Source organism: Micromonospora sp. DT43, assembly GCF_049841645.1.
Classification (GTDB): domain Bacteria; phylum Actinomycetota; class Actinomycetes; order Mycobacteriales; family Micromonosporaceae; genus Micromonospora.
In genome coordinates this window covers 105,271-129,157 of the sequence record NZ_JBNCKR010000003.1, presented here as the reverse complement: position 1 = coordinate 129,157, position 23,887 = coordinate 105,271, and the positions used below count along the sequence as shown (strand labels likewise).

Annotated in this window: 23 protein-coding genes; 6 read left to right on the top strand and 17 right to left on the bottom strand. The window is 72.1% G+C overall.

Going from position 1 to position 23,887, the window contains the following annotated elements; all coding sequences use genetic code 11:
* Nucleotides 1-5: 5 nt before the first annotated feature.
* From ACLQ26_RS08370 to ACLQ26_RS08355, 4 genes are all read right to left on the bottom strand, one after another.
* Complete coding sequence (locus ACLQ26_RS08370) at nt 6-1,190, bottom strand: extracellular solute-binding protein (protein ID WP_425743891.1); 1,185 nt, start codon at nt 1,188-1,190, stop codon at nt 6-8.
* A 236-nt stretch (nt 1,191-1,426) separates the two neighbouring features.
* Nucleotides 1,427-1,612 carry a DUF397 domain-containing protein gene (locus ACLQ26_RS08365; protein WP_363678685.1) on the bottom strand — a complete coding sequence of 62 codons (186 nt, stop codon included), beginning with the start codon at nt 1,610-1,612 and terminating at the stop codon, nt 1,427-1,429.
* Entirely contained in the window at nt 1,603-2,373 is a 771-nt protein-coding gene (locus ACLQ26_RS08360; protein ID WP_425743890.1) for a helix-turn-helix domain-containing protein, read from the bottom strand. Before ACLQ26_RS08360 ends, ACLQ26_RS08365 begins: the two co-directional genes overlap by 10 nt.
* Nucleotides 2,374-2,675: 302 nt before the next feature.
* Complete coding sequence (locus ACLQ26_RS08355; RefSeq protein ID WP_039905477.1) at nt 2,676-3,044, bottom strand: DUF3499 domain-containing protein; 369 nt, start codon at nt 3,042-3,044, stop codon at nt 2,676-2,678.
* Nucleotides 3,045-3,197: 153 nt separating this feature from the next.
* On the opposite strand from ACLQ26_RS08355, the gene ACLQ26_RS08350 reads away from it, so the two are divergent.
* Nucleotides 3,198-3,647: a metallopeptidase family protein gene (locus tag ACLQ26_RS08350; protein ID WP_007455785.1), complete on the top strand. Its 450-nt coding sequence runs from the start codon at nt 3,198-3,200 to the stop codon at nt 3,645-3,647.
* Between the two features lie 70 nt (nt 3,648-3,717).
* Here ACLQ26_RS08350 and ACLQ26_RS08345 read toward each other — a convergent pair whose 3' ends face one another.
* The 6 genes from ACLQ26_RS08345 to ACLQ26_RS08320 all read right to left on the bottom strand — a co-directional run bounded on the left by ACLQ26_RS08345 (nt 3,718) and on the right by ACLQ26_RS08320 (nt 10,498).
* Entirely contained in the window at nt 3,718-3,975 is a 258-nt protein-coding gene (locus tag ACLQ26_RS08345) for a WhiB family transcriptional regulator (RefSeq protein ID WP_007455784.1), read from the bottom strand.
* A 457-nt stretch (nt 3,976-4,432) separates the two neighbouring features.
* Nucleotides 4,433-4,762: a phospholipase gene (locus ACLQ26_RS08340; RefSeq protein WP_425743889.1), complete on the bottom strand. Its 330-nt coding sequence runs from the start codon at nt 4,760-4,762 to the stop codon at nt 4,433-4,435.
* 21 nt (nt 4,763-4,783) lie between these two features.
* The gene (locus ACLQ26_RS08335) at nt 4,784-6,178 is read right to left on the bottom strand and encodes a DUF4331 domain-containing protein (RefSeq protein ID WP_425743888.1); all 1,395 of its coding nucleotides are present in this window, start codon (nt 6,176-6,178) and stop codon (nt 4,784-4,786) included.
* Nucleotides 6,179-6,229: 51 nt separating this feature from the next.
* On the bottom strand, nt 6,230-6,508 hold the full coding sequence (locus tag ACLQ26_RS08330) for a hypothetical protein (protein ID WP_358106100.1): 279 nt from the start codon (nt 6,506-6,508) through the stop codon (nt 6,230-6,232).
* A 165-nt stretch (nt 6,509-6,673) separates the two neighbouring features.
* On the bottom strand, nt 6,674-9,217 hold the full coding sequence (locus tag ACLQ26_RS08325; RefSeq protein WP_425743887.1) for a bifunctional FO biosynthesis protein CofGH: 2,544 nt from the start codon (nt 9,215-9,217) through the stop codon (nt 6,674-6,676).
* 297 nt (nt 9,218-9,514) lie between these two features.
* The gene (locus ACLQ26_RS08320) at nt 9,515-10,498 is read right to left on the bottom strand and encodes a hypothetical protein (protein WP_425743886.1); all 984 of its coding nucleotides are present in this window, start codon (nt 10,496-10,498) and stop codon (nt 9,515-9,517) included.
* A gap of 98 nt (nt 10,499-10,596) precedes the next feature.
* On the opposite strand from ACLQ26_RS08320, the gene cofD reads away from it, so the two are divergent.
* Together cofD and ACLQ26_RS08310 are read left to right on the top strand one after the other, a co-directional pair.
* Nucleotides 10,597-11,544 carry a 2-phospho-L-lactate transferase gene (gene cofD / locus ACLQ26_RS08315; RefSeq protein WP_425743885.1) on the top strand — a complete coding sequence of 316 codons (948 nt, stop codon included), beginning with the start codon at nt 10,597-10,599 and terminating at the stop codon, nt 11,542-11,544.
* Complete coding sequence (locus tag ACLQ26_RS08310; protein WP_425743884.1) at nt 11,541-12,650, top strand: coenzyme F420-0:L-glutamate ligase; 1,110 nt, start codon at nt 11,541-11,543, stop codon at nt 12,648-12,650. The genes cofD and ACLQ26_RS08310 overlap by 4 nt, the downstream gene beginning before the upstream one ends.
* Before the next feature lie 198 nt (nt 12,651-12,848).
* Here the strand turns inward: ACLQ26_RS08310 and ACLQ26_RS08305 are convergent, their stop codons facing one another.
* Together ACLQ26_RS08305 and ACLQ26_RS08300 are read right to left on the bottom strand one after the other, a co-directional pair.
* A complete protein-coding gene (locus ACLQ26_RS08305; protein WP_425743883.1) occupies nt 12,849-13,847 on the bottom strand; it encodes a winged helix-turn-helix domain-containing protein in 999 nt (332 codons plus the stop codon).
* Between the two features lie 290 nt (nt 13,848-14,137).
* The gene (locus tag ACLQ26_RS08300; RefSeq protein ID WP_425743882.1) at nt 14,138-15,184 is read right to left on the bottom strand and encodes a hypothetical protein; all 1,047 of its coding nucleotides are present in this window, start codon (nt 15,182-15,184) and stop codon (nt 14,138-14,140) included.
* 102 nt (nt 15,185-15,286) lie between these two features.
* On the opposite strand from ACLQ26_RS08300, the gene ACLQ26_RS08295 reads away from it, so the two are divergent.
* Nucleotides 15,287-15,862 carry an NUDIX hydrolase gene (locus tag ACLQ26_RS08295; RefSeq protein ID WP_425744391.1) on the top strand — a complete coding sequence of 192 codons (576 nt, stop codon included), beginning with the start codon at nt 15,287-15,289 and terminating at the stop codon, nt 15,860-15,862.
* Here ACLQ26_RS08295 and ACLQ26_RS08290 read toward each other — a convergent pair.
* On the bottom strand, nt 15,810-16,901 hold the full coding sequence (locus tag ACLQ26_RS08290; protein WP_425743881.1) for a mannose-1-phosphate guanylyltransferase: 1,092 nt from the start codon (nt 16,899-16,901) through the stop codon (nt 15,810-15,812). The two genes, ACLQ26_RS08295 and ACLQ26_RS08290, sit on opposite strands and share 53 nt — an antisense overlap.
* Nucleotides 16,902-16,965: 64 nt before the next feature.
* Nucleotides 16,966-18,111, bottom strand: a complete 1,146-nt coding sequence (locus tag ACLQ26_RS08285; RefSeq protein WP_425743880.1) for a glycosyltransferase family 4 protein — start codon at nt 18,109-18,111, stop codon at nt 16,966-16,968.
* Nucleotides 18,112-18,263: 152 nt separating this feature from the next.
* On the opposite strand from ACLQ26_RS08285, the gene ACLQ26_RS08280 reads away from it, so the two are divergent.
* Nucleotides 18,264-18,953 (top strand): TIGR03089 family protein, encoded by a 690-nt coding sequence (locus ACLQ26_RS08280; protein ID WP_425743879.1) that lies wholly within the window; start codon nt 18,264-18,266, stop codon nt 18,951-18,953.
* A 107-nt stretch (nt 18,954-19,060) separates the two neighbouring features.
* On the opposite strand, the gene ACLQ26_RS08275 is transcribed toward ACLQ26_RS08280, so the two are convergent.
* On the bottom strand, nt 19,061-21,070 hold the full coding sequence (locus ACLQ26_RS08275; protein ID WP_425743878.1) for an acetoacetate--CoA ligase: 2,010 nt from the start codon (nt 21,068-21,070) through the stop codon (nt 19,061-19,063).
* Between the two features lie 142 nt (nt 21,071-21,212).
* The gene (locus ACLQ26_RS08270; RefSeq protein ID WP_363678658.1) at nt 21,213-21,731 is read right to left on the bottom strand and encodes an acyl-CoA thioesterase; all 519 of its coding nucleotides are present in this window, start codon (nt 21,729-21,731) and stop codon (nt 21,213-21,215) included.
* A 23-nt stretch (nt 21,732-21,754) separates the two neighbouring features.
* On the opposite strand from ACLQ26_RS08270, the gene ACLQ26_RS08265 reads away from it, so the two are divergent.
* Nucleotides 21,755-22,423 carry a hypothetical protein gene (locus ACLQ26_RS08265; protein ID WP_425743877.1) on the top strand — a complete coding sequence of 223 codons (669 nt, stop codon included), beginning with the start codon at nt 21,755-21,757 and terminating at the stop codon, nt 22,421-22,423.
* A gap of 70 nt (nt 22,424-22,493) precedes the next feature.
* Here the strand turns inward: ACLQ26_RS08265 and ACLQ26_RS08260 are convergent, their stop codons facing one another.
* Complete coding sequence (locus ACLQ26_RS08260; RefSeq protein ID WP_425743876.1) at nt 22,494-23,774, bottom strand: multidrug effflux MFS transporter; 1,281 nt, start codon at nt 23,772-23,774, stop codon at nt 22,494-22,496.
* Nucleotides 23,775-23,887 lie beyond the last annotated feature (113 nt).

Genomic DNA, 23,887 nt, shown 5'->3' with positions numbered 1-23,887 from the left:
CGCCGTCACGCCCCGATGACCTGCTGGAACTTGCCTTCGTACTCCCGCTCCTGCTTCTCGTCCAGGGCCATGAACACCGTGGACTTCGCCAGCAGCGCGTCGTCAGGGAAGATCAGCGGGTTGGCGGCCAGATCCGGGTCGATCTTCTCCATCTCGGCCTGGGCACCCTTGACGGGGCAGATGTAGTTGACGTACGCGGCGAGCTTCGCGGCGACCGCCGGCTCGTAGTAGTAATTGATCAGCGCTTCGGCGTTGCCCCTGTGGGTGGCCTTGTTGGGGACCAACATGTCGTCGCTGTAGAGCATCGCGCCGGAGTCAGGCGCGACGAACCGCACCTTGGAGTTCGCGCTGGAGAGCTGGATGACGTCCCCGGACCAGCCGATGCACGCGGCGATGTCGCCCTTGGCCAGGTCGGGTGCGTACTCGTTGCCGGTGAACTTGCGGATCTGCCCGGAGTCGACGGCCTTCCTGAGCTTGTTGAGCGCGTCGTCGAACTGGGCGGCGGTGAAGTTCGACGGGTCGTGCCCGTTGGCACCGAGCAGCAGGCCCATGGTGTCGCGCATCTCGCTGAGCGCGGTCACCCTGCCCCTGAGGTCGGGGCGGGTCAGCAACTCGTCGACGGTCCGCAGCTCCCTGGTGACGCTGCCGTTGTACGCCAACCCGGCCAGGCCGGACTGCCACGGGATCGAGAGCCGGTTCTCGGCGTCGAACGAGCGGTTGAGCAACGATGGCAGCAGGTTTGCCTGGACGTTGGGGATCTTCGCGGGGTCGAGCTTCTGGATCCAGCCGAGCCGGACCATCCGCGCCGCCATCCAGTCGCTCAGCACGATGATGTCCCGGCCGGTGCTCCGGCAGGCGGCCAACTGGTTCTGCACCTTGCCGAAGAACTCGTTGTTGTCGTTGATGTCCTCGGTGTAGGTGACCTGGATGCCGCTGGTCGTGACGAACTCGTCCAGGCTCGGCCGCTTGGACTCGTCCCTCTCGTCGACGTCCATGTACTGCGGCCAGTTGGAGAAGGCGAGCCGCTTCTCGGTGCCGGACAGGTCTTCGCTGACGCAGCCGGCCTCGGTCTGTTGCGCGCCCTTGGTGCCGCAGCCGGCGAGGCTGCCGCCCGCGGCGAGGAGGGCGGCCGATCCGAGAGTGCCGGTGAGCAGTCCACGCCGGGAGAGGGGCCGGAGGGGAGTACGCATGACGACTCCTAGAGGGGTCATCGTCGGCGGGCGAGATGCTGTGGACGCGCGCCGGCGGGAATGTCGGAAGGATCAGGTGCCAGGGACGACTGATCTTGACATTGGCGAGCGCGCGATGAGGAACCGGCAGCACGAGGTCGGCTATCTCGCCTGACCCTCGCTTGATCGACTCGGCTTCCTGGAAACGGGGGTGTCCGGGTCGCCCCGATGCCCCGGTTTCGGTGATCCCGAGTGGATCAGCGACGGACGGCGCCGACGAAGGACGCCCAGGCGGTCGGCGCGAAGGCAAGGGTGCCGCCGTCGCGGTCCTTGCTGTCGCGCACCAGCACCCGGCCGGGCAGGTTGTCGGCCACCTCGACGCAGTCGCCGCCGTTGTTGCTGCTGCGAGTCGCGGTGCGCCAACGGGCGTCGGTCATGTCCATGTCGTGGCCACTTTCCTGATCAACTCGATCGACCGGCGCCGGGGTAACGCCTCGCCGGTGACGCTCTCCCACCTGCGTCCCAGGTTAGCGACGTCGAGGGGATCGGTCACGACCTGACCGCGGAGCTGGTTGTCGAGGTACGCCAATTCCGTCCCGTCGGGCAGCCGGCCCAGCACGAAGGGCCCGGCCAGGCCGGTGTGCCACGGACTCTCGGCGGGGATGACCCGGACCTGCACATGCTCCCACTCGGCCACGCTTGCGAGGTGAGCCAGTTGGCCGGCCATCACGCTGTGGTCGCCGACCGGCCGGCGCAGCACCACCTCGTCGATCACCGCCACGAGCTGGGGCGGGTCGTCGCGGCACAGGACCGTCTGCCGATCGATGCGGCTCGCCACAATCTGGTCCACCTCGGCCGGCGCGACCAGCCCACCGGTGCCCAGGATCGCGCGGGCGTACCCCTCGGTCTGCAGCAGACCCGGCACGAGCAGCGGCTGGTAGGACCGCAGCGACGCGGCGTCCTGTTCCATCTCGGCCCATGGTCGGAACCACGGCAGATCGCGGCGGCGGAACGGTTCCGGCCACAGGTCGGCGGCGTCGCGGCGCAGGACCTCGGCCACCGCGATGCGGGTACGCGGATGCGGGATGCGCCCGGAGGCGAGCCACCGTGCCGCCGTCTTCGGGTCGACGCGAACCTTCTCGGCCAGCGACTCGACCGTCTCCCCCGCCTCGGCCATCGCCACCCGCAGTGCCTCGTTACCCATCGGATCCTCCCGCCGCTCACGGATGTCGCGTCGCAGCCGAGCGGGAGCCCCACCCACCAGGAGAACCACGACGGCGCTCTATGCACGCTGCGGCGCACGTTAGCGACGCTGCGTGTCCGTGTCTGCTGACTGTCGGCGTGTTGCGGTGGGACGTGTTGGCAACCGACCAGGAGGTCCCCTGACCGCCCCCAAGGTGTCCCAGCGGTGTCGCCGGACCCATCCGTGCTTGATCCACTCGACTTCACTGAAGTCGCGGTATCAACCGCGCCCCGACGCCCCGGTTTCCGTGAACCCGAGTCGACTCAGTGGTTCGGGGGGATCACCCGGAGGTGGCCTCGACGACCGGTCTGGTGCGGGTTCTCGTGGTGGCCCTGGTCGGGCTCCGGCGGGCGCGGGGCCGGGCGGGCGGCCTCGCGGACCGCCTCGGCCAGCGCCACCAGGTCGTCAGTGGTGGGCGGGGGCGGCTCGAACTCGCCCTCGTGCCGCACCACGTCCCACCCGCGCGGAGCGGTGAGACTGCGGGCGTGCTGCTCACACAGGTCGTACGTGTGTGGCTCGGCGAACGCCGCGAGCGGGCCCACCACGGCAGTCGACTCGTTGTAGACATAGGTCAATGTGGCGACCGCTTGCCGGGGGCAGCCGTTACGGGAGCAGCGCCGTGGTGACCTCACGTGCGGCAGGGTATCTCCATTACCGGGTCCGGCGCATCGCTTCGCGTTGCGACACGCCCGTCGCGGTGATCACAATTCGCGGTTCGGGTCGCGCCGCGCCAGGGGTGCGGCGGTGTCGCTGGCCGGCCCGGCACGGGGGCTACCCTTTGCCTCATGACGAGCCCGGAACACCGCCGCCCCGGCCCCGGCCGGCGTGCACACCGCGACCGGCACGGGCGTGGCCTGCGCGGGCGTCTGGTGCCGGCGACAGTGCCGCTGGCCCGGACGAAGGCCGAGGTCTTCGACGACCTGGTGCTGGACACCGTCGAGACGCTGGAGCGACGGTTCGCCAAGGAGCTGGCCGGTGTCGAGTTCGCCGTCGAGGACGTCCCGCCGGACCTGAACGTCTACGACTCCGACGTGCTGGAGGACGGCGAGGTGCCGCTGGCCCGGCTCCTGCCCGGCCGCCCCGGCCGCCAGGAGGTGCCGCCGCGGATCGTCCTGTACCGGCGACCGCTGGAGTTCCGTGCCATGGACCGCGAGGATCTCGCCGACCTCGTCCACGACGTGATCATCGAACAGGTGGCGAACCTGCTCGGGGTCGACCCCGACGAGCTGGCCTGAGCCGTACGCGCCTGTCGCACGCGTACGACGGCTGAGTCGGGCGGCCCCCACCGCCCCGACCCTGCACCGCTCAGGCGGCCCGCCGCTTCAACTTGCGCCGCTCCCGCTCGGAGAGCCCACCCCAGATGCCGAACCGCTCGTCGTGGCCGAGAGCGTATTCGAGGCATTCGGTCTTGACCTCGCAGCGCGAGCAGATTCGCTTCGCCTCGCGGGTCGAGCCGCCCTTCTCGGGAAAGAACGCCTCGGGGTCGGTCTGCGAGCACAAGGCCCGCTCCTGCCACTCCGGCGCGTTTCCGAGCAGGTCGGCCACCTCAAGCTGGCCGTCCATCAAATGCCTCCTTGTCGCGCACCGGCGTCATCGCCGCTGCAACCCCCCACGCGAAAGGCGTGCTTGTCCGTCCGGTCCCTTTTTGTTGCGTTCCGTGCGAACAACCCCATTCAAATTACACGCGTGTAATGCGTGCGCCGTCAAGCCAAACTTGATAATGGAGTCGCCCTCCCGACACCCCTGGTCGGCCACCAGGACCGTCCCAGCCTCGCAACCTGCCCTATCGATTCAGACCCCGACCGAGTAACGCCCTCTCCGGCGAGTTGCCCGACTTTTCTGCCGTGGCGCTCCCCCCGGCGGGCCACCGCCCGGGAAGCACCGGCCCCCTTTCGCAAAGCTGATCTTGGTGGGGGACAGGTTAACGCGGCTCGGCGCAGACCGCCCACCGAGTCGTGGACAGCACTCGCACCCCGCCCACGATGTGGACGGGGTGCGAGTGGAAAAGGGCGCGTCGAGGTCAGCCAGCGGCCCCGAAACCGCTGCTGGGCCAAGCGAACTCGGCTATCCCTCCACCATGGACAGAAATCGTGCCGGCGGACGTGTTCTCGTCCCACCAGACGGTATAAATACCGGCGGGCAGATCGGGATAGACCGCACTGTGGAACGACCCGTCCCGCACCCGGCGCTCCCGTACCGCCGAGTGGACCCGCCGATCATCGCCGCGGCTGATCTCGATCTCCCGGCCGTGCAGATCCCGGCCGGTGTAGACGATCAGCGCGCCGGTGTCACCGCCCAGTTCCAGGACGACGCTGCCCGTCTCCGACGGCCCGTACGTGTGCTCGTGCATTCGCTGCTCCCCCGTCGACGGTCAGGACGACGCCGGCGGGTTGTTGAACCCGTCGTACGGCGTACCGAGGTAGGGGAAGTTCGCGAGGAACGGGGCCGTCACGTCGGCTGCGCTCAGCCCCGGGGTGACCGCGCCGGCCGCCGCGTCCGGGCGGAACGTCTTGTCCACAAGCGGGACTGTCACCCCGGCGATCGCCCGCAGCGCGATGCTCACCACGTCGTCGCCGACCCGCCGCCCGTTCGGGAAGCCGGCCAGGTCGCCGCCGAGCACCCCGAACCGGTCCGGCCGTTTGGTCGGCGCGATGGCCGTGTTCAGCCGCAGCATGTCGGCCTGCACGTCGCCCGTGGTGTTGGTGAAGCCGTCGATCAGCCCGGCCGGTACGCCGGTGAGCAGGATCGCCACCAGGTCCGCACGGGCCTTCTTCGACTTGTTGAGCTTGTCCAGGTTGGGAAAGACGTCCGGGTAGAGCGCCGGCAGTAGCGCGGCCAGCTCGGGGCGCTCGACGAACTGCGCGAACCGCTTGTCCTCCGACGGCGGCAGCGAGTTCCACAGGTCCTTCTTGGACATCGGCACGATGACCTCGTTGAACAGCGGATTACCCAACCGGGAGACCTGGGTGAACGGGCCGGTGGAGGTGTCCCGCGCGACCCGGTCGCCGAGCACCCGGACCTGCCGACGCGACGCCGACGTCCACACGCCGAGCACCGACGCCGCGTCGGCCGCGCCGTACCGGCTGGCGCGGCGGCGCACCTGCTTCAACGGCACCTGCACGGCGAGGCTGTGCACGTTCATCCGGTCGGTGGCGTTGACCGGCTCCCCCTCGGCCTTGAAGATCTTCTTGCCCGCCACGTGCAGCTGCTGGAACGGCCGCAACGTACCGAGGTCGAAGATCGCCCCCAGGTCGACGAAGAAGCCGTCCGCACGCTGCCCGGCGAAGACCCGCTCACCCGTCGACAGGGTGTAGGTGGCCTGCCGGACGAGGTCGGCGTACTTCGGGGTGGACAGCGGGCCGACGTTGCACGGCGGGCAGGGCAGCTTGTGCGCGAGCCGGTGCTCCCGGCCGTCGGTCACCCGGGTCAGGCTGTAGAACTGCCGCCGGTTCCAGTTCTTGCTGTCCAACGAATCGATCGGCCCGGTGTTGTAGAGGAAGCTGTTCGGGTTGGTGATCTCGGTGGTGAACTCGAACCGGTAGGTGACGTCGGGCTGGCCGTCACCGTCGTTGTCGATGTGGATCTCGTAGCGCACGTCGTCGCCGAACTCGAAGAAGTTCGGCCCCCCGGACGGAAGCTGCAACGGCACGTAGTTGGCGATCAACGTGACCGTGTCGGGCTTGTCGGGGCTCACGAACGCGTACAGGTCGGAGCTGTCGGCGACCGGATCCTTGGCTATCTCCGGAGCCTCGCGGTGGGAAGACATGGCGGACCAACCTCACTGGGCGGGGACTGATGGCGGGGCGGAGCGTGCGGGTCAGCGCCGGGCGGCGCGCCGCAGCCGGTCCGCCAGGCCGCGGTCGCGTACCTCGATCCGGGACTCACCGACGAAGACGTCCATCGTTCCGGACGCGGCGTCGCGCAGGTGCACGACTATCGGTTCGTCGTCCCGGCCGGCCGCGCCCGGAGCGTTCTGCGCGGCCGACAGACCCGGCACGGTGAGCGCCGCGGCGCCGAGGGTGGCGCTGGCCGCGGCTGTCAACGTCTGCCGGCGGGTCAGTCGCGGCCACTGCCGCTTCCGCTGATCACTGGTCATGGGCAACCTTTCCGGCGGCGGCGCGGTACGCGCCCGCGGTGACGGACGGGTCCGGTGCCGTCGACCGACGCCGCCGGGCCCCCTGGGGGGAACACCGGCGGCGGTCCTCGCCGCGACCGCCGCCGGCACCGCGTGGTACGGCCGGCGGCGGGAAAAGGTTCGACGTCAGCGCGGGGCGTGACCGTACGCGGTCGTTCGCTTGCGCGCCGGACGGCCAGCGGCCTTCGCGATGGCCCGCAACTGCTCCTCGGTACGCGCCGACCCGTTGTCGGAGCCGGCCATCCGGGAGATGGTCTCCTCCATCAGCGTGCCACCCAGGTCGTTGCAGCCACCCTGGAGCATCGCGACAGTGCCCTCGTCGCCGAGCTTCACCCAGGAGCACTGGATGTTGTCGATCCGGCCGTGCAGCAGCAGCCGGGACATGGCGTGTACGACCCGGTTCTCCCGCCAGGTCGGCCCCGGGCGGGCGATGCCGGCCAGGTAGATCGGCGCGTTGGTGTGCACGAACGGCAGCGCCACGAACTCGGTGAACCCGCCGGTGCGGTCCTGCACGCCGGCCAGCACCCGGAAGTGCGCCAGCCACTGCCCCGGGTGGTCGACGTGGCCGTACATCATCGTGGAGCTGGACCGGATGCCCAGCTCGTGGGCCGTGCTGACCACGTCGACCCAGGCGGCGGCCGGCAGTTTGCCCTTGGTGAGCACCCAGCGCACGTCGTCGTCGAGGATCTCGGCGGCGGTGCCCGGGATGGTGTCCAACCCGGCCTCGCGCAGGTGCGTCAGCCATTCGCGGACCGGCACGCCCGCCTTCGCGGCGGCGGTGACGATCTCCATCGGGGAGAACGCGTGCACGTGCATCCCCGGCACCCGGGCCTTGATCGCGCGCACGATGTCGGCGTACCCGGTGACAGGCATCTTCGGGTCGATGCCGCCCTGGAGGCACACCTCGCTCGCGCCGGCCGCCCACGCCTGCTCGGCCCGGTCGGCGACCTGGTCGACGGAGAGCCGGTACGCGTCGGCGTCCCGCTCACGCTGGGCGAACGCGCAGAACCGGCAGCCCACGTAGCAGACGTTGCTGAAGTTGATGTTGCGGTTGACCACGTAGGTGACGTCGTCGCCGACGGTGTCGCGGCGCACGTCGTCGGCGAGCCGGCACACCTCGTCGAGCGCCGGCCCGTCCGCTGCGAACAGCGCCAGCGCGGCATCGGTGTTGCCCGGTTCGAGCAGCGCCGCCGGGTCGTCGGCGGCCAACCGCAGCCCGGCCGCCAGGTCACGGTCCGCGCCGCTTCCGGCCGGCACCTGGGGTACGCCCGCACGCCGCGCCGCCGCCTCCGGGGTCACCTTGCCGGCGACCTCGGACCAGTCCCCGTAGACGCTGTCGAAGTCGCCCCGCCGGTCGTCGGTCCGACCGGTGGTGTCGATTGTGGCGTGCAGGTCGACCCGCCCGCCGAACGTCTCCTCCGGCTCCTGCCACGGGTGGCCCTGCGGCATCGCCGACTCGACGGCCATGCCCGTCGCCGGATCGGCCAGGGCGTCGACGTGCGGCAGCAGCCGCGGGTCGAGCCACGGGTCACCGGCGCGCACGTACTCCGGGTAGATCGTCAGCCGCTCCCGCAGCGTGAACCCGGCCAGCTCGCTGTGCCGGGCCAACTCCTCGATCTGCGGCCACGGGCGCTCCGGGTTGACGTGGTCCGGGGTGAGCGGAGAGACGCCGCCCCAGTCGTCGATGCCGGCGCGCAGCAGCAGGTCGTACTCGCCGGCGATGAGGTTCGGCGGGGCCTGGATGCGGGCCTTCGGGCCGAGCAGCAGTCGGGCCACCGCCACCGTGGCGGCCAGGTCGTGCAGCTCGGCGTCGGGCATGCCGCGCATCGCCGTGTCCGGCTTCGCGCGGAAGTTCTGCACGATCACCTCCTGGAGGTGCCCGTACTCCCGGTGCGCGCGCCGGATCGCGAACAGCGCGTCGACCCGCTCGGCCGGGGTCTCCCCGATGCCGATGAGGATGCCCGTGGTGAACGGCACCCCGACCCGGCCGGCGTCGTCGAGCACCCGCAGTCGGACCGCCGGTTCCTTGTCCGGCGAGCCGTAGTGCGGGCCGCCCGGCTCGGACCACAGGCGCGTCGCGGTGGTCTCCAGCATCATGCCCATGCTCGGGGCGACCGGCTTGAGCCGTTGCAGCTCCGACCAGGACAGCACGCCCGGGTTGAGGTGCGGCAGCAGGCCCGTCTCCTCCAGCACGGCCACCGCGCAGGCCCGCAGATAGTCCAGTGTGGAGTCGTAGCCGCGCTCGTCGAGCCAGCTCCGGGCCGCAGGCCAGCGATCCTCCGGCCGGTCACCGAGGGTGAACAGGGCCTCCTTGCAGCCCTGCGCGGCCCCCTGCCGGGCAATGTCGAGCACCTCGTCCCGGTCCAGGAACGGCGCCGGCAGCCGGTGCGGCACGGTGGCGAACGTGCAGTAGTGGCAACGGTCCCGGCAGAGCCGCGTCAGCGGGATGAAGACCTTCTTCGAGTACGTGACAACGCCAGGCCGCCCCGCGTCGCGCAGCCCGGCGTCGCGGATCCCACCGGCGGTCCTGAGCAGTTCGTCGAGCGCGTCGCCACGGGCGGCGAGCAGCGCGGTCGCCTCGTCGACGTCAAGCGCGCGCCCGGTCGCGGCCCGGCCCAGGGCCCGCCGCACGCTCGCCTCGCTCGGGCCGGAGTGGGTGCGATCAACCATCCGCTCAGCCTATGCGCAGCGCGAGCCCGCCCCACCAGTCCCAGCCCGGACCGTGGGAAACGGCACCCCAACCCCAGGCGCGTCCACCCCGCCCACCCCGGTCCACCCCGTCCACCCCCGGCCCACCCCGGTCCGCCCCCGTCCACCCTCGTTGATCATGAAGTTGTTGCCCCGACACGCCGAATGGTCGGGCAATAACTTCATGATCGCCGGGGGCAGGGGTGGGGCGGGGAGTCGGGGGGCGGGGAGTCGGGGGGCGGGGAGTCGGGGGGCGGGCTGGGCCGGGGTGGGGGTGGGTCAGCGGGGCTGGTCGGGGTGGTTGGCCGGGTTGATGTGTTGGGTGCGGTCGGCGTCGGGGTCGGCCGGGCGCGGAATGGCCTGGGTCGGGTCGGCGGAGGCCGGCTCGACGGACTGGCGCGGAATGGCCTGCGTCGGGTCGGCCGACGGCGGCTGCCCGAACGGCGGCGCGGACTGCGGGGCGGGGTTGGCCGGCGGCGCGGACTGCGGGAACGGCGGCGCCGACTGCGGGGCGGCCTGGAACGGGGGCGCGGACTGCGGGTGCGGCGGTGCCGACCGCGGGGCCTGGAACGGCGGGGACGGCTGGCCGTACTGGCCGGGGAACTGCGCCGGCGGGTAACCGCCCGGCTGGCCGGCCTGCGGGTAGCCGCCCGGCTGGCCGGGAGCGGGCCACCCGCCCTGCGGCTGCGCGCCGGGCTGACCTGGGGCCGGCCAACCACCCTGCTGCTGCGGCCAGCCCGGCTGCGGTTGGCCGTAGACGCCGGGCTGGGGCTTCGGCTTCGGCACGTAGTAGAACGCCTTCCAGATCGTGAAGACCACCCAGGCGGCCACCGCCAAGATCACCAGCCAGGCGAACCGGGTGAGGATGCCGAGCAACGCGTCGAAAATCTCGCCGTCGGCGAGCCGGCCCACCGTCCAGATGAGCATGGTGAGCGTGCCGAGCACCGCGCTGACGGCGTACTCGCCGAGCGCCACCTGAGTGATCAGCTTCGCCTTCGGCAGCACCGGCGCGATGTGGGTGGCCAGCAGGACGGCCAGCAGCGGCAGCACCACCGCCACCAGTCCGACGAACGAGGAGAACTGGTCGCCCGCTCGGTCGGTGAAACCACCGTAGTCGTTCGGGGTGAGCAGCCGGAGCAGCCCCACGAAGAGGAACACGGCGTTGGCGCCGAGCAGGGCGAGCGCACCCAGTTCGCGCAGTGGCTTGGTCAGCTGGCGGGCCTGCGTCGCGTCGGCGGACGCGGGCTCGGCGGGGCTGGTCACGAACTCCCCCTCGGGGCGTGGACGGACAGGTCGCACGTGAGCCTAGTCTCGCCGGGCAGCGGCGGACCGGAGGCGTCACGTACGCGAGGATGGTCGACATGCACATCGTGGTTCTGGCCGGCGGCATCGGCGGCGCCCGGTTCCTGCTCGGCGTCCGGGCGTACGCCCGGGAGGTCGGCGCCGAGGTGACAGCCGTGGTCAACGTCGGCGACGACCTGTGGCTGCACGGGTTGAAGATCTGTCCCGACCTGGACAGCGTCATGTACACCCTCGGTGGCGGCGCCGACCCCGAGCGGGGCTGGGGCCGGGCCGGCGAGAGCTGGACGGTCAAGGAGGAGCTGGCCGCGTACGGAGCGGAGCCGACGTGGTTCGGCCTCGGCGACAAGGACATCGCCACCCACCTGGTGCGCAGCACCATGCTGAACGGCGGCTACCCGCTGAGCGCGGTCACCGAGGCGCTGTCGACCCGGTGGCAGCCCGGCGTACGCCTGCTGCCGGCGACCGACGACCGGCTGGAGACCCACGCCGTCGTCGAGGACGACCAGGGTCAGCGGGCGATCCACTTCCAGGAGTGGTGGGTGCGGTACCGGGCCGACATTCCCACCCACCGCTTCGTGTTCGTCGGCGCGGAGACGGCGAAGCCGGCACCCGGGGTGCGAGACGCGATCGCTTCGGCCGACCTGGTGTTGATCGCGCCGAGCAACCCGGTGGTGAGCGTCGCGCCGGTGCTTGCCGTACCGGGGATGCGCGAGGCGCTGATCGACGGCCCGGCGCCGGTGGTGGGTGTCTCGCCGATCATCGGCGGCGCCCCGGTCCGGGGAATGGCCGACCGCTGCCTCGCGGTGCTCGGGGTCGAGTGCAGCGCGGCCGGGGTGGGCCGGCTCTACGGCGGTCGGGCGGCGGGTGGGCTGCTGGACGGCTGGCTGGTGGCCGAGGAGGACGCCGACACGCTGGTGCCGGAGGTGACGGTCCGCGCGATGCCGCTGCGGATGACCGACGAGGCGGCGACGGCGGCGATGGTCCGCGCCGCGGTGGAGTTGACGTGAGGCTGGAGATTCTGCCGGTGCTGGGCATCGGCCACGTGACCGAGGGTGACGACCTGGCGGCGGTGATCGCCACCGCCGCGCCCTGGCTGCGCGACGGCGACGTGCTGGTGGTGACCAGCAAAATCGTCTCCAAGGCGGAGGGGCGGCTGGTCGACGTGCCGGCGGACGGGCCGGAGCGGCTCACCGCGCGCGACGAGGTGCTGGCCGGCGAGACCGCCCGGGTAGTGGCCAGCCGGGGGCCGACCCGGATCGTGCAGACCCACCACGGCTTCGTGATGGCCTCGGCCGGGATCGACGCGTCGAACGTCGACAAGACCCGGCTGGTGCTGTTGCCTGTCGACCCGGACGCGTCGGCCCGGGAGCTGCGCACCGCGCTGCGGGACCGGTACGACCTGGATGTCGCCGTGATCGTCAGCGACACCATGGGCCGGCCCTGGCGCAACGGGCTGACCGACGTCGCGCTCGGGGTGGCCGGGATGCCCGCCATCCGCGACCACCGGGGCGAGGTGGACCCGTACGGCAACGAGCTGCAACTGACCCAGATGGCCGTGGTGGACGAGCTGGCCGGCGCCGGTGAGTTGATCAAGGGCAAGTGTGACCAGGTGCCCGTGGCCGTGGTGCGCGGCTACCTCACGACCACCCGTACGGACGAGGCGGCCGCTCGTGCGGACGACTCCGACGGCGCGCGAGCGCTGATCCGCGATGCCGCGCAGGACCTGTTCTCGCTGGGCACCGCCGAGGCCCGGGCGGCCGGGCTGGCCGAGGCCGCGACCCTCGCCGAGGCGGTCGGCCCCGAGCCGGCCGACCCGGCCGCGGTGCGACGGGCGCTCGACGCGGTCGCCGAGGTGGTCACCCCCGGCACGGTCTTCACACTTGTCGACGAGGCGGAGGTACACGCCGGCCTGGTCGCCGAGGTGCCGGGCTGGCCGGCCGACGCCAGCGCGCTGGTGCTCGGCACCGCGCCGGCGCCGCTCGACCCGATGGACCTGGTTCGCTTCGGCGCCGACCTGCACCGGCTGCGCGTCGCCCTGGCCGCCGAGGGTGTCCGGTCGACGCTGCTGCCCCCACCCGCCGGCAGCCCAGCCAGCGCCGCCCTAGCCCTGTAACCAAACCCCAACCCCGCCGCCCCTCCCCCGCCGCCCCTCTCCGCGTCGACCCTCCGCGCGTCGCCCCTCTCCGCGTCGATCATGAAGTTGTTGCCCGTCACCTCGGCGTGTCGGGGCAACAACTTCATGATCGACGAGCGAAGCGACGCCCAGAGGGACGCGCGGAGGGATGCGCGGAGGGACGCGCGGAGGGAGGGGTCAGGCGTCCAGTACGGCTCGGCCCAGTGGGGTCAGCGTGTGCAGCACGGTGTTGCGGTCGCGGTGACTCACGAGCAGGCCGGCGTTGCGCAGCACGGTGGCGTGCTGGCTGGCCGCCGCCGGTGAGATGTTGAGCCTGCGGGCCACCTCGCCAGTGGTGCAGCCGTCGTCGCTGGCCTCCAACACGGCCGCCCTGGTCCGGCCGAGCAGCGCGGCCAGCGAGTCGCGGCCGGCGCTCGACGTGGCCAGCGCGTCACCGTCGGTCGCGGCGAGCCCGCCCAGCCGGTCCACCGGATAGACAAGCACCGGCGGCAGCGCCGGGTCGAGCAGGGCGACCGGGGTGCCCGCGCAGAAGAACGACGGCACCAGCAGCAGCCCTCGACCGTCCAGGTGCAGCTCCCGGCTGTGCGGGTAGTCGCGCACCTCCAGCACCCCGCTGTCCCAGCGCATCCGTGGGCGGAGACTCGCCAACAGCCCCTCGACGCCGCCGTCGAGCAGGGCCCGCGCGCGGCGGGTGCGGTCCGCCGCCACCGCCGACTGGATCCGGCTCCAGTACGGGCCGATCGCCAGCGACCGGTACTGCTCCATCGAATCCGCGAGGTGGCGCAGTGTCGCCACGTCACCTCGGGCCAGCGCGGCGGCGGAGGACGGCAGTTGGTTGTCCGCCGCCACCAGGGCCAGGTCCCGCTGGAGCAGCGAGGTCGGCGTACTGCGAACCGCTTCCAGCCCTGCCTCGAAACCCTCGACACTTGCGTACGGGGTGAGGAAGTCGGGGAAGTAGCCGCGCGGCGGGTTCAGGGCGAAGAGCAGTCGGAGTTGGTCGGAGGCGACATCCTGGCGCAGCCCGCGGGTCACGGTGCGTCGCCAGGCCGACGTCAGCGGGTCGCGGTTGCGGCCCTGCAACACGTGCAGGCTGAGGACAAGCTCCCAGACCGGGTCGGCCGCCGGCGCCACCCGGGTCCGGAGAATGTCCTCGCCGGAAAAGTGGATCTTCAGCATGGAGCGCTCCCGTGTCGCCGGCAGGGGGATGCCGGGTGACCGTTCGACTCTACCCGGCCGGCAGTTATCTCCATCTTTAAGCCTGGGCTGAAAAACCTCGACGCCTTCGGGGCCGGTTAGGCATGCTTCCAGTGCCCGAGCACGGCACCGACGCGTCCTGGACGCATCCGGTGTCGGGGCACCGGGGACCGGGGAGGGGCCGGTGATCGGGCGGCACCACGAGGGTCTGCGGCCCTTGCTCCGCAGAGGTGCCGTCCGGTCATCCCATCGCCGTGGTGCGCCTGCCCCGCTCAGCCAACCCAGAGCGCGACCCGATGGTCCTCGTCCGTGACGTAGAACGGTCGCCCGTCCAGCTCGGCCAGGCCCTCGACGTGGTGGAACGGCGCCAGGTCGGCCGCCAGCTCACCGACCAGTCGGCACGAGTCGTCCGTCCGTCCCGCCGGCAGCCGGAACCGCACGTGCCGGGACGTGACCGCACCCCCGCCCGGATGGTCGTCGAGCAGCACCGACCCCTTGCCCAACGCGTCGATCGAGCCGATCACCGCCGCGTACCCGCCGTCCGGCGCCGGCACCATCGCCCGGAAGCCGGTCAGCTCGCCCGGCGGCGTCACCCCGGTCACCGCGTACGCCCCCAGCGCCTGCGGCCACACCGGGTCCGCAGCGAACATGCCCGGCACCCCGGCCACCTCCACCAGGATCGGCTCGCCGGCCTCGGTGACCGGGAATCGCAACCCGAGAAGCGCCGTGCCGGCCGGAGTGAAGGCCGCGGCCTCCACGTTCAACGGCAGGTCGTCCGGGGCCAGGCGGCTCACCCAACTCTTCGCCCGGCTGGTCCCCCGGGCCAGGGTCTCCACGATGAAGCGGTCGCGCACCCGCTCGCCCGCTTGCAGCAGGGTCAGCGGCGACGCGGCGAGGGCGTCGTTCACCGCCCGGTGCAGCCGGAACCGGTTGCGCACCACGTGCACCGACAGCGGGCCGGTCGCCGCGTCGTCCTCGCGGAACCGGGCCACGAACGCCCGTCGGGGGCGCAGCGGACCCGCCTTCGAGCCGAAGTGGGAGCCGAAGACGTACACCCAGCCGTCGTGGTGGGCGAGCGCCTCACCGTCCTCGGTCCGACCGTTCTCGGCCCCGGCGTCGGCGCTGACGTGCCGGGCCGTCCACTCACCATCGTCCAACTCCAGCAGCAGGGCGAGGCAGCGCTCGACCGGGCCCTCGTCCAACACCGTCCAGAAACCCCGCCGAGCGCCGTACGACCGCAGCAGCGCCGACGAGCGCACCGGCAGCAGATCACTGGCCTCGTTGCCGGCCACCACGAATTCGACGAGTCGTAGGGTCACCGCGCCAGGGTACGCAGCGCGCGCTCGTACAGTGACGGGGTGCCCGACACCGCGCTCACCGGACCCGCCGTCGACCCCACCGATCCCGCGTCGTACGCGACGCTGCACGCCGACGCCGTCGCACTGCTCGACGACTGGCGGCCGACCAGCCCGGCGGCGGCCGACGCGCGGGACCGGACCCTCGCGCTGCTCGCCGCCGGGCCTGTCGCGATGAGCCGGCACCACCGTCGGGGCCACGTCACCGCCAGCACGCTGGTGATGGACCCGACCGGTTCCCGGGTGCTGCTCTGCCTGCACGGCAAGTTCGGTCTCTGGTTACAGCTCGGCGGGCACTGTGAGCCGGTCGACCAGACCCTTGTCGCGGCCGCGCTGCGCGAGGCCACCGAGGAGTCCGGGATCGCCGACCTGCGCATCGATCCGGTGCCGATCGACATCGACGTGCACGAGGTGCTCTGCCAGGGCGGGTCGCGCCACTACGACGTCCGGTTCGCAGTCGTCGCCCCGCCCGGTGCGGTGGAGCAGGTCAGCGACGAGGCCGAGGCGTTGGGGTGGTTTCCACCGGACCGACTGCCCGAGCCGCTGGCCAGCGGGACGGCGCAACTGGTCGCGCCGGCCCTCGCGGCCCTCAGACGTAGCCCTCTTCGCCCCGCTCCTTCAGCTCGTCGACCAGGAGCTTGACGTCCTGGGCCCGGTCGCGCGGGCAGACCAGCACCGCGTCCGGAGTGTCCACCACGATCAGGTCGCGCACACCGAGGACCGCCACCAACCGACCCGACTGCGGCACCACCACCAGATTGGCGGTGTCCCGCAGGAGCACACCCGGCTTGGCGTCGGTGCCGAGCACCACGTTGCCCGCGTTGTCGGCGGGCAGCACGTCACCAAGGGTGTGGAAGTCGCCGACGTCGTTCCAGCCGAAGTCGCCCGGCACGGTGGCGACCCGACCCGCGGTGGCCGCACCCTCCATCACCGCGTAGTCGACGGAGATCTTCGGCAGCGTCGGCCAGACCGTGCCGAGCACGTCGTCCTGCTCCGGGGTGCCCCAGGCGGCGGCGATCGCCGTGACACCCGCGTGCAGCGCCGGCTGTTGGCGGGCCAACTCGGCGAGGAACACGTCCACCCGCCAGACGAACATGCTCGCGTTCCACAGGTGCCGGCCCGAACGGACGTACGCCTCGGCGACCTCGGCGGCCGGCTTCTCCTTGAACTCGGCCACCGTGCGCCACGGCGTGCCCTCGGTCTCGTCGCCGGTCTCCAGGTAGCCGTAGCCGGTCTCCGGCCGGGTCGGGGTGATGCCGACAGTCATCAGCATGCCGTGCTCGGCTCCCCGGACCGCCTCCTGCACCGTGCGCACCCAGCTGTCCGGGTCGCGGATCAGGTGGTCGGCCGCGAAGCTGCCCATCACCGCGTCCGGGTCACGCTGCGCGATCACCGCCGCGGCCAGCGCGATCGCCGCACAGGAATCCCGAGGAGACGGCTCGACCAGGATGTTCTCCTCCGGCAGCCCGGTCAGCTGCCGGGCGACCGCCGCGACGTGCGCGGCACCGGTGACCACGAGGGTCCGATCCGGCGTGGTCAGCGGCGCGAGCCGCTCCACGGTCGCCTGGAGCAGCGAGGCGCTGGTGCCGGTCAGCGGGTGGAGGAACTTGGGGTGGCCGGCGCGGGACAACGGCCACAACCTTGTGCCGCTGCCACCTGCCGGGATGACCGCATAAAGCATCCGCACATCATGCCCGACGCATCCCCGCGCAGTGGCACGGGTCACCACGGAAGGGCCCGAACGGTCACGACCGGGCGCGGCTCCACGCGGCGATGTGCACCTCGGCGCTGGACTCCCAGGTGAACTCCTTGGCCCGGTCGAAGCCGGCCTTCGCCAGCGACAGCCGACGCTGCTCGTCGTCGAGCAGGGCCGCCAGGTCGGTGCCGATCTGCTCCGCGTCCTCCGACGTGTACGCCACGGCGTCGCCGCCCACCTCCGGCAGCGACAGCCGGGGGGTGGTCAGCACCGGAGCGGCGCACGCCATCGCCTCCAGGATCGGCAGCCCGAAACCCTCGCCGTAGGAGGGATAGGCGGCCACCAGAGCGCCACCGAGGAAGCCGGGCAGGTCGGCGTAGCGCAGGTAGCCGGGGCGCAGCAGCCGCAGGTGGGACGGGACCTCCGCTACCGCCCGGTCGATGTCGTCGTCGTGCCCCTGCCCACCGGCGATCACCAGGGCCGGCGGGTCGGCCCGGTCGGCCACCGCACGGGCCCAGCCGCGGATCAGGTTGGGCACGTTCTTGCGCGGCTCCTTGGCGCCGAGGAAGGCGACGTACGTGCTGTTGCCCAGCCCCAGCCGGGCGCGCACGCGGGCCTTCTCCTCCTCGCTGGGCGCGTGGAAGGCGTCGTGGTCGACACCGTGGTAGGCCACGTCGATGCGGGTCGGGTCGGCGTCGAGCAGCCGGATCAGCTCGTCGCGGGTGGCCTTGCTGGGCACGATCACCCGGTTGGCGCGGCGCATCGAGGTCTTGATGGCGCTGCGGAAGAACGTGCGGCGGGACTTGTCGTAGTGCTCCGGCTCGGTGAAGAACGTCGCGTCGTGCACGGTGACCGTGACCGGGCAGCCGGCCCGCAGCGGGCAGGTGTAGAAGGGCGAGTGCAGGACGTGCGCGCCGACCTGCTGGGCGAGCAGCGGCAGACCGGTCTGCTCCCAGGCGAGCCGTGCCGGGCGGTGCGCCACGGCGGCCGGAGCGGGGATGATCTCCGCGCCGGGCAGCATCCGGGTGTAACGCTCCAGGTCGGTGCGCAGACTCACCACTGCCAATTCCACCCCCGACCCGCACACCTTGCCGAGGGCACCGAGCAGACCGTCGACGTATCGACCGACGCCACCACGGTCGGCGGGGACACTCGTGGCGTCGATGAGCACGCGGGGCGGGCGACCGGCGGTCACGTGGCGACTCCTTGAAGGTGGGTCTGTGGGGAACAACACTCCGGGGGTAAAGCCTACGCCGGAGTACGGGGCCGACGCTGACTGCGACCCGACGGTACGCCGACTTGTCGTCGTCATCGAGTACGGGCGGCGGAGGCGTATCGTTCGCGCCGATGGCCGACAACATTGCCCGGGTGTTCGCCGACGCGATCGCGTCCGACCCGACCCGACCGCTGCTGACCTGGTACGACGACGCCACCGGTGACCGCACCGAACTCTCCGGCGCCACCCTGGCGAACTGGGTGTCGAAGACCGCCAACCTTCTCGTCGACGAGGTCGGCCTCGCGCCGGGCACACCGGCCGGGGTGCTGCTCCCTCCCCACTGGCAGACCGCCGCCGTGCTGCTGGGCTGCTGGTCGGCCAAGGTGACAGTCGTCGACACACCGGGCGCGGTGGACGTCCTCTTCGCCGCCGCCGACCGGCTCGACGAGGCACAGTCGTGGTCCGCCGACGAGCGGTACGCCCTGGGCCTCGCCCCGCTCGCCGCCCCGCTGCGGCAGGTGCCGCCCGGCTTCGCCGACTACGTGGTCGAGGTACGCGGACACGGTGACCACTTCACCCCGCAGTCCGGTCCCGGCCCCGTCGACGCGCAACTGCTCGCCCGTGCCGAGGCCCGCGCCACCGAGCTGGGCATCGAGCCGGGCGCTCGTGTCCTCGTCGACGCCGGCCGCTACCCGGACCCGGTGGACTGGCTGCTGGCCCCGCTCACCCGGACGGCCACCGTCATCCTCTGCGCCAACCTCGACCCGGCCCGCCTGGCGGACCGCCAGACCATGGAGAAGGCCACCCACACCCTCCCGTGACCCGCCCGCCGTACCCGGTTGGCGCCCACCGGGCCCGACCGCGACGCGGGCTCCAGCGGGGAATCGGCGTGCGGCCGCGTCGCGGGTCAGCCGGCCCGCAGGAACCCTCAGGTGGGCCGCTGGATCGTGGCTCTGCGTTCGGCGAAGGTGGCGAAGGACGCCAGGGAGTCGGGGTTCACAAGCGCGCCCCTCGCGGCGGCCTGGTCGACAGGGGTGCCGGTGAGGATCTTCTTGACCGGCACCTCCAGCTTCTTCGCCGAGAGGGTGCGGGGCACGGCGCGTACCTGGTGGATCTCGTCGGGCACGTGCCGGGGTGACAGCGCGGTACGCAGCTCGCGGCAGATCTTCTTCCGCAGCGCGTCGTCCAGGGTCAGCCCGTCGGCCAGCACCACGAAGAGCAGTAGCTCGCCGGCACCGCCCTCGTCGTCCTCCAGGTGCACCACCACCGAGTCGACGACCTCGTCGAGGCCCTCGACCACCGAATAGAACTCGGCGGTGCCGAGCCGGACCCCGCCACGGTTGAGGGTGGCGTCGGAGCGCCCGGTGATCACGCAGCCGCCCCGGGAGTTGATGGTGATCCAGTCACCGTGCCGCCAGACGCCCGGGTAGACGCTGAAGTACGCCTCGGCGTAGCGGGTGCCGTCCGGGTCGTTCCAGAAGCCCACAGGCATGCTCGGCATCGGCTCGGTGATCACCAGCTCGCCCAGCTCGCCGATCACCGGAGTGCCGTCGGCCGAGCGGGCCTCCACCTTGGCGCCCAACGCGCGGCAGGCGATCTCACCGGCGTACACCGGCAGTAGCGGCACGCCACCGACGAAGCCCGTGCACACGTCGGTGCCGCCGGACAGCGACTGGAGCTGCACCTGGTCGCCGACGGTCTCGTACACCCATCCGAAGCCCTCGGCGGGCAGCGGCGCGCCTGTGGAACCGACGCCGCGCAGCGCGGACAGGTCCGCGACCTCGCGGGGCACCAGGCCGGCCTTGCGACAGGCCAGCAGGAAGGGCGCCGAGGTGCCGAAGTACGTCGTGCCGGTCTCGGCCGCCAACCGCCACAGCGCGCCCAGGTCGGGCTCGGCCGGCCGGCCGGGCTCCGCCCGGACCCCCGGGTTGCCGTCGAAGAGCACGATGGTCGCGCCCACCGCCGGCCCGGAGACGAGGAAGTTCCACATCATCCAGCCGGTGGTGGTGAACCAGAAGAACCTGTCGGTCGGGCCGAGGTCGTGGTGCAGGGCGAGCATCTTGAGGTGTTCCAGCAGGATGCCGCCGTGGCCGTGCACGATCGGCTTCGGCAGGCCGGTGGTGCCCGAGGAGTAGAGCACGTACAGCGGGTGGTCGAACGGCAACGGCGTGAACGTCAACGGCTCGTCGGTGGGCGCGGCCAGTTCGGCCCAGCTCAGCGCGCCCTCGGGCACGGGACCCGCCGGGTCGAGGTAGCCGATGCTCACGGCGTGCCGCAGCGACGGCAGGGCGGCCCGAATGGCGGCGACCTCGGCGCGGCGGTCCACAGGCTTGTCGCCGTAGCGGTAGCCGTCCACGGCGACGAGCACTGTCGGCTCGATCTGCTGCCAGCGGTCGGTGACGCTGCGCGTGCCGAACTCGGGCGCGCAGGACGAGAAGATCGCGCCCAGGCTGGCGGTGGCCAGCAGCAGGACGTACGTCTCGCCGATGTTCGGGGCGTACGCCGCCACCCGGTCCCCGGCGGTGACGCCGAGCCGGCGCAGACCGGCGGACACCCGGCGGACCTGCTCGCGCAGCTCCCCGGCGGTGAGGGTGACCGGCGGCCGGGTCTGACCGTGCGCGATGACCACGGGGTCGTCGTCGGCGCGGCCCGGCATCCGCAGCACGTTCTCGGCGTAGTTGAGGGTGGCGCCGGGGAACCAGCGGGCCCCCGGCATCCCCCGCTCGGCCAGGGTGGCGGTCGGCGGGGTGTGCGCGATCACCTCGAAGTGGTCCCAGATCGAGCGCCAGAACGCGTCCAGGTCGGTGACCGACCACCGCCACAGCGCGTCGTAGTCGGCGAAGTCCAGCCCACGGTTCTCCCGCAGCCAGCGCAGGTAGTCGCCGATCCGGGACCGCTCGAGTACGTCCGCCGGCGGCGTCCACAGCACGTCACCCACTGCTCCACCCTCCCCTGGCCCCGCACGACACTGTGAATGGGCCGTGGCGCCATCTTGCCCTACCTCGAAGCGCCATTCTGCGCACCGGGTAGGCCGATCGACGCGTGCCCGGCCCACACTCCACCCCACCCACCCATGTGGTTCAGCCAGCCCGGTGCGCCTGGATGGCTCGGCGGCGGGCCAGGCGGTGCTCGCGCCGGATCTCGGCCTCCCGGTACCGGCGCTCGTCCTCCGGCGTCTCCGGCAGCACCGGCCGGACCGTGCGCGGCGCGCCGCCGACGTCCACGCCGACGAAGACCAGGTACGCCGTGGCAACCCGCACCGGCGCGTCCTCGGCCGAGTCCCACCGCTCGGCGACCACCCGCACGCCCACCTCCATCGACGTCTGCCCGGTCCAGTTCACCTGGGCGTGCGCGTGCACCAGGTCACCGACCCGGACGGCCTCGGAGAAGACGATCTCGTCGATCGCCGCGGTGACAGCCGTCCCGCCGCTGTGCCGGGCGGCGGCGGCTCCCGCCACGTCGTCGACGAACTTCATCAGAACCCCGCCGTGGACGGTTCCGTAGAGGTTCACGTCCACCGCAGTCATGATCTTGCTGAGGGTGACGCGGGAGTACGACGTCGGCTTGCCGGTCGGAGCGTCGGAGAGGTGCTCGGTCATGCCGGAAACGGTACGGTGCGCGGATGCGACATCTCTGGAGCTTCCTCGCCGGGTTGGTGGTGGCACCCATCACGTGGGCGCTTGTCACACTCGGGCAGGACGGGTCGAGCCGGACGGTCGACCGCTGGGTGGAGATCGGCACCTTCAACACCGCCAACCTGATCGAGCCGGCCGTGTACCTCGGCGTCGGCGGTGTCCTGCTCGGGCTGCTCGGCACACTGCGCTTCTCACCGGCGGGCCCGCTGGTGGCCGGGCTGCTGCTGGTCACCCCGTACGTCGGGATGTTCGTTGCGCCCTTCGACGTGCGCGACGCGATCCCGCAGGGGTGGAAGGTGCTCGGCGACCCGCTGCCGCTGCGGCTGCCGGTGGAGAACGGCACGCTGTTCCTGCTCGGCCTGCTGCTGCTGATGGCGACGTTCAGTGGTCAACGGTGGCGGCGGTGGCCGCAGGCGGCGACCGCGCCGGCCCTGACGCCCGCGCCGGCGGACGGGCCGCGCGCCGACGACTTCACCCTCACCGACTGGCCGTCGCCCGAGCCCGCGGAGCGCGACACCGCCCCGCTGACCCTGGGTTACCCGGCCGATCCGACGCCCACCGAGCCGCTGCCGCGCCGGGTGGGCGGCGAGTCGCCGTGGTCCGCCCCGCCGCGCGGCCAGTCGCGCCCCGAGGACAACACCACCGAGATCCGCTGATCGTCGGGCGGGCCGGGAGACCCGGCCCGCCCCTCTCTTCCCTGTACGGCGACGGCCAGGTCCGCGCTCTCTAGTGCACGGCGACGGCCAGATCCGGGTCGACCGCGCCGAGGGTGGCGCGGGGCACGACCAGGACCATGACCGCGAGCGCCGCCGCCATGCCGCCTGCGATGACGATCGCCATCGGTACGCTTCCCGTGCCGAACAGACCCGCCAGCGGCGCCGACAACGCGCCGACGCCGAACTGCACGGCCCCGAGCAGCGCCGCAGCCGTGCCGGCGGCCTCGCTGTGGCGGCTCATGGCCAGCGCCGGTGCGTTCGGCAGGGCCAGACCCGCCGCGGCCAGCACGAGCCACAGCGACGCGAGCAGGGTGCCGAGGCCACCAACGCCGGTGGCGGCGAACACGATCAGCAGCAGCCCGGCGGCCGTTCCGGCGATCAGGGCGCTGATCAGGATCTGCTGCGGGGTGTAGCGCCGCAGCAGGCGGACGTTGAACTGGGTGCCCCCGATCAGGCCGACCGCACCGGCCCCGAAGGCCAGACCGAACTGCTGCTCGTCGAGGCCGTACTGGTCCTGCAGGACGAAGGACGACCCGGAGACGTACGCGAACAGCGACGCCATGGCCAGCCCGGCGACAAGCACCAGACCGACGAACGCCCGGTCGTTGAGCAGCCCCCGGTAGTCGCGCAGGGTCGCGGCCACCCCACCGTGCCGGCGGCGTTCCACCGCAAGGGTCTCCGGGAGTTGCAGAGCCGCCACGACGATCAGCAACGCGCCCAGCACGGCCAGCGCCGCGAAGACACCCCGCCAGTCGGTCCAGCCCAGCAGCCCGCTGCCAAGCGTCGGCGCGAGGATCGGTGCCAGACCCATGACCAGCATCAGGCGCGAGAAGATCCGCGCGAACGAGGCACCGCTGAACAGGTCGCGGACGACGGCGGTGGCGACCACTGTGGCGGCCGCCACGCCGAGGCCCTGCAGGACGCGCAGCGCGCCGAGCACGGCGATGTTGGGCGCGAAGACGCACAGCACGGAGGCCACGATGTGCGCGGTCAGCCCGGCGAGCAGCGGCAGTCGCCGCCCCACCACGTCGGAGAGCGGCCCGACCAGCAACTGACCCAACGCCAGGCCGATAAGCGTGCCGGTAAGCGTCAACTGCACGGCCGTTTCGGTGGTCCGCAGGCCCGCAGTGATGGCGGGCAGCGCCGGCAGGTACATGTCGATGGTGAGTGGGCCGATCGCGATCAACGCGCCGAGCACGAGCACGAGCCGCGCCCGCTGGCGGTTGGTCATCAGGTCGCCGGGCAGCACGTCCTGCTCGGGGACGGTCTTCTCCACCAACTGCTTCATCATCTCGATCTCTCTGCGGGAAAGCCGGTGCGTCGACACGTGCGGTAGGCAGCGTGGTGTCGTCCGGACACGTGATTCTCCCGCTCTTCAACGCCGCGGAGGCCGTACGGCGACGC

What these genes read in the sequence shown, in the direction of transcription:
- ACLQ26_RS08345 (WP_007455784.1), bottom strand. Translation starts at nt 3,975, where the DNA reads ATGGACGGCCAGCTTGAGGTGGCCGACCTGCTCGGAAACGCGCCGGAG.
- ACLQ26_RS08270 (WP_363678658.1), bottom strand. Translation starts at nt 21,731, where the DNA reads ATGACCGAGCACCTCTCCGACGCTCCGACCGGCAAGCCGACGTCGTAC.
- ACLQ26_RS08350 (WP_007455785.1), top strand. Translation starts at nt 3,198, where the DNA reads ATGACGAGCCCGGAACACCGCCGCCCCGGCCCCGGCCGGCGTGCACAC.
- ACLQ26_RS08365 (WP_363678685.1), bottom strand. Translation starts at nt 1,612, where the DNA reads ATGGACATGACCGACGCCCGTTGGCGCACCGCGACTCGCAGCAGCAAC.
- ACLQ26_RS08330 (WP_358106100.1), bottom strand. Translation starts at nt 6,508, where the DNA reads ATGACCAGTGATCAGCGGAAGCGGCAGTGGCCGCGACTGACCCGCCGG.
- ACLQ26_RS08305 (WP_425743883.1), bottom strand. Translation starts at nt 13,847, where the DNA reads ATGCTGAAGATCCACTTTTCCGGCGAGGACATTCTCCGGACCCGGGTG.
- ACLQ26_RS08280 (WP_425743879.1), top strand. Translation starts at nt 18,264, where the DNA reads ATGGCCGACAACATTGCCCGGGTGTTCGCCGACGCGATCGCGTCCGAC.
- ACLQ26_RS08370 (WP_425743891.1), bottom strand. Translation starts at nt 1,190, where the DNA reads ATGCGTACTCCCCTCCGGCCCCTCTCCCGGCGTGGACTGCTCACCGGC.
- ACLQ26_RS08260 (WP_425743876.1), bottom strand. Translation starts at nt 23,774, where the DNA reads ATGATGAAGCAGTTGGTGGAGAAGACCGTCCCCGAGCAGGACGTGCTG.
- ACLQ26_RS08265 (WP_425743877.1), top strand. Translation starts at nt 21,755, where the DNA reads ATGCGACATCTCTGGAGCTTCCTCGCCGGGTTGGTGGTGGCACCCATC.
- ACLQ26_RS08360 (WP_425743890.1), bottom strand. Translation starts at nt 2,373, where the DNA reads ATGGGTAACGAGGCACTGCGGGTGGCGATGGCCGAGGCGGGGGAGACG.
- ACLQ26_RS08335 (WP_425743888.1), bottom strand. Translation starts at nt 6,178, where the DNA reads ATGTCTTCCCACCGCGAGGCTCCGGAGATAGCCAAGGATCCGGTCGCC.
- ACLQ26_RS08325 (WP_425743887.1), bottom strand. Translation starts at nt 9,217, where the DNA reads ATGGTTGATCGCACCCACTCCGGCCCGAGCGAGGCGAGCGTGCGGCGG.
- ACLQ26_RS08340 (WP_425743889.1), bottom strand. Translation starts at nt 4,762, where the DNA reads ATGCACGAGCACACGTACGGGCCGTCGGAGACGGGCAGCGTCGTCCTG.
- cofD (WP_425743885.1), top strand. Translation starts at nt 10,597, where the DNA reads ATGCACATCGTGGTTCTGGCCGGCGGCATCGGCGGCGCCCGGTTCCTG.
- ACLQ26_RS08290 (WP_425743881.1), bottom strand. Translation starts at nt 16,901, where the DNA reads ATGCTTTATGCGGTCATCCCGGCAGGTGGCAGCGGCACAAGGTTGTGG.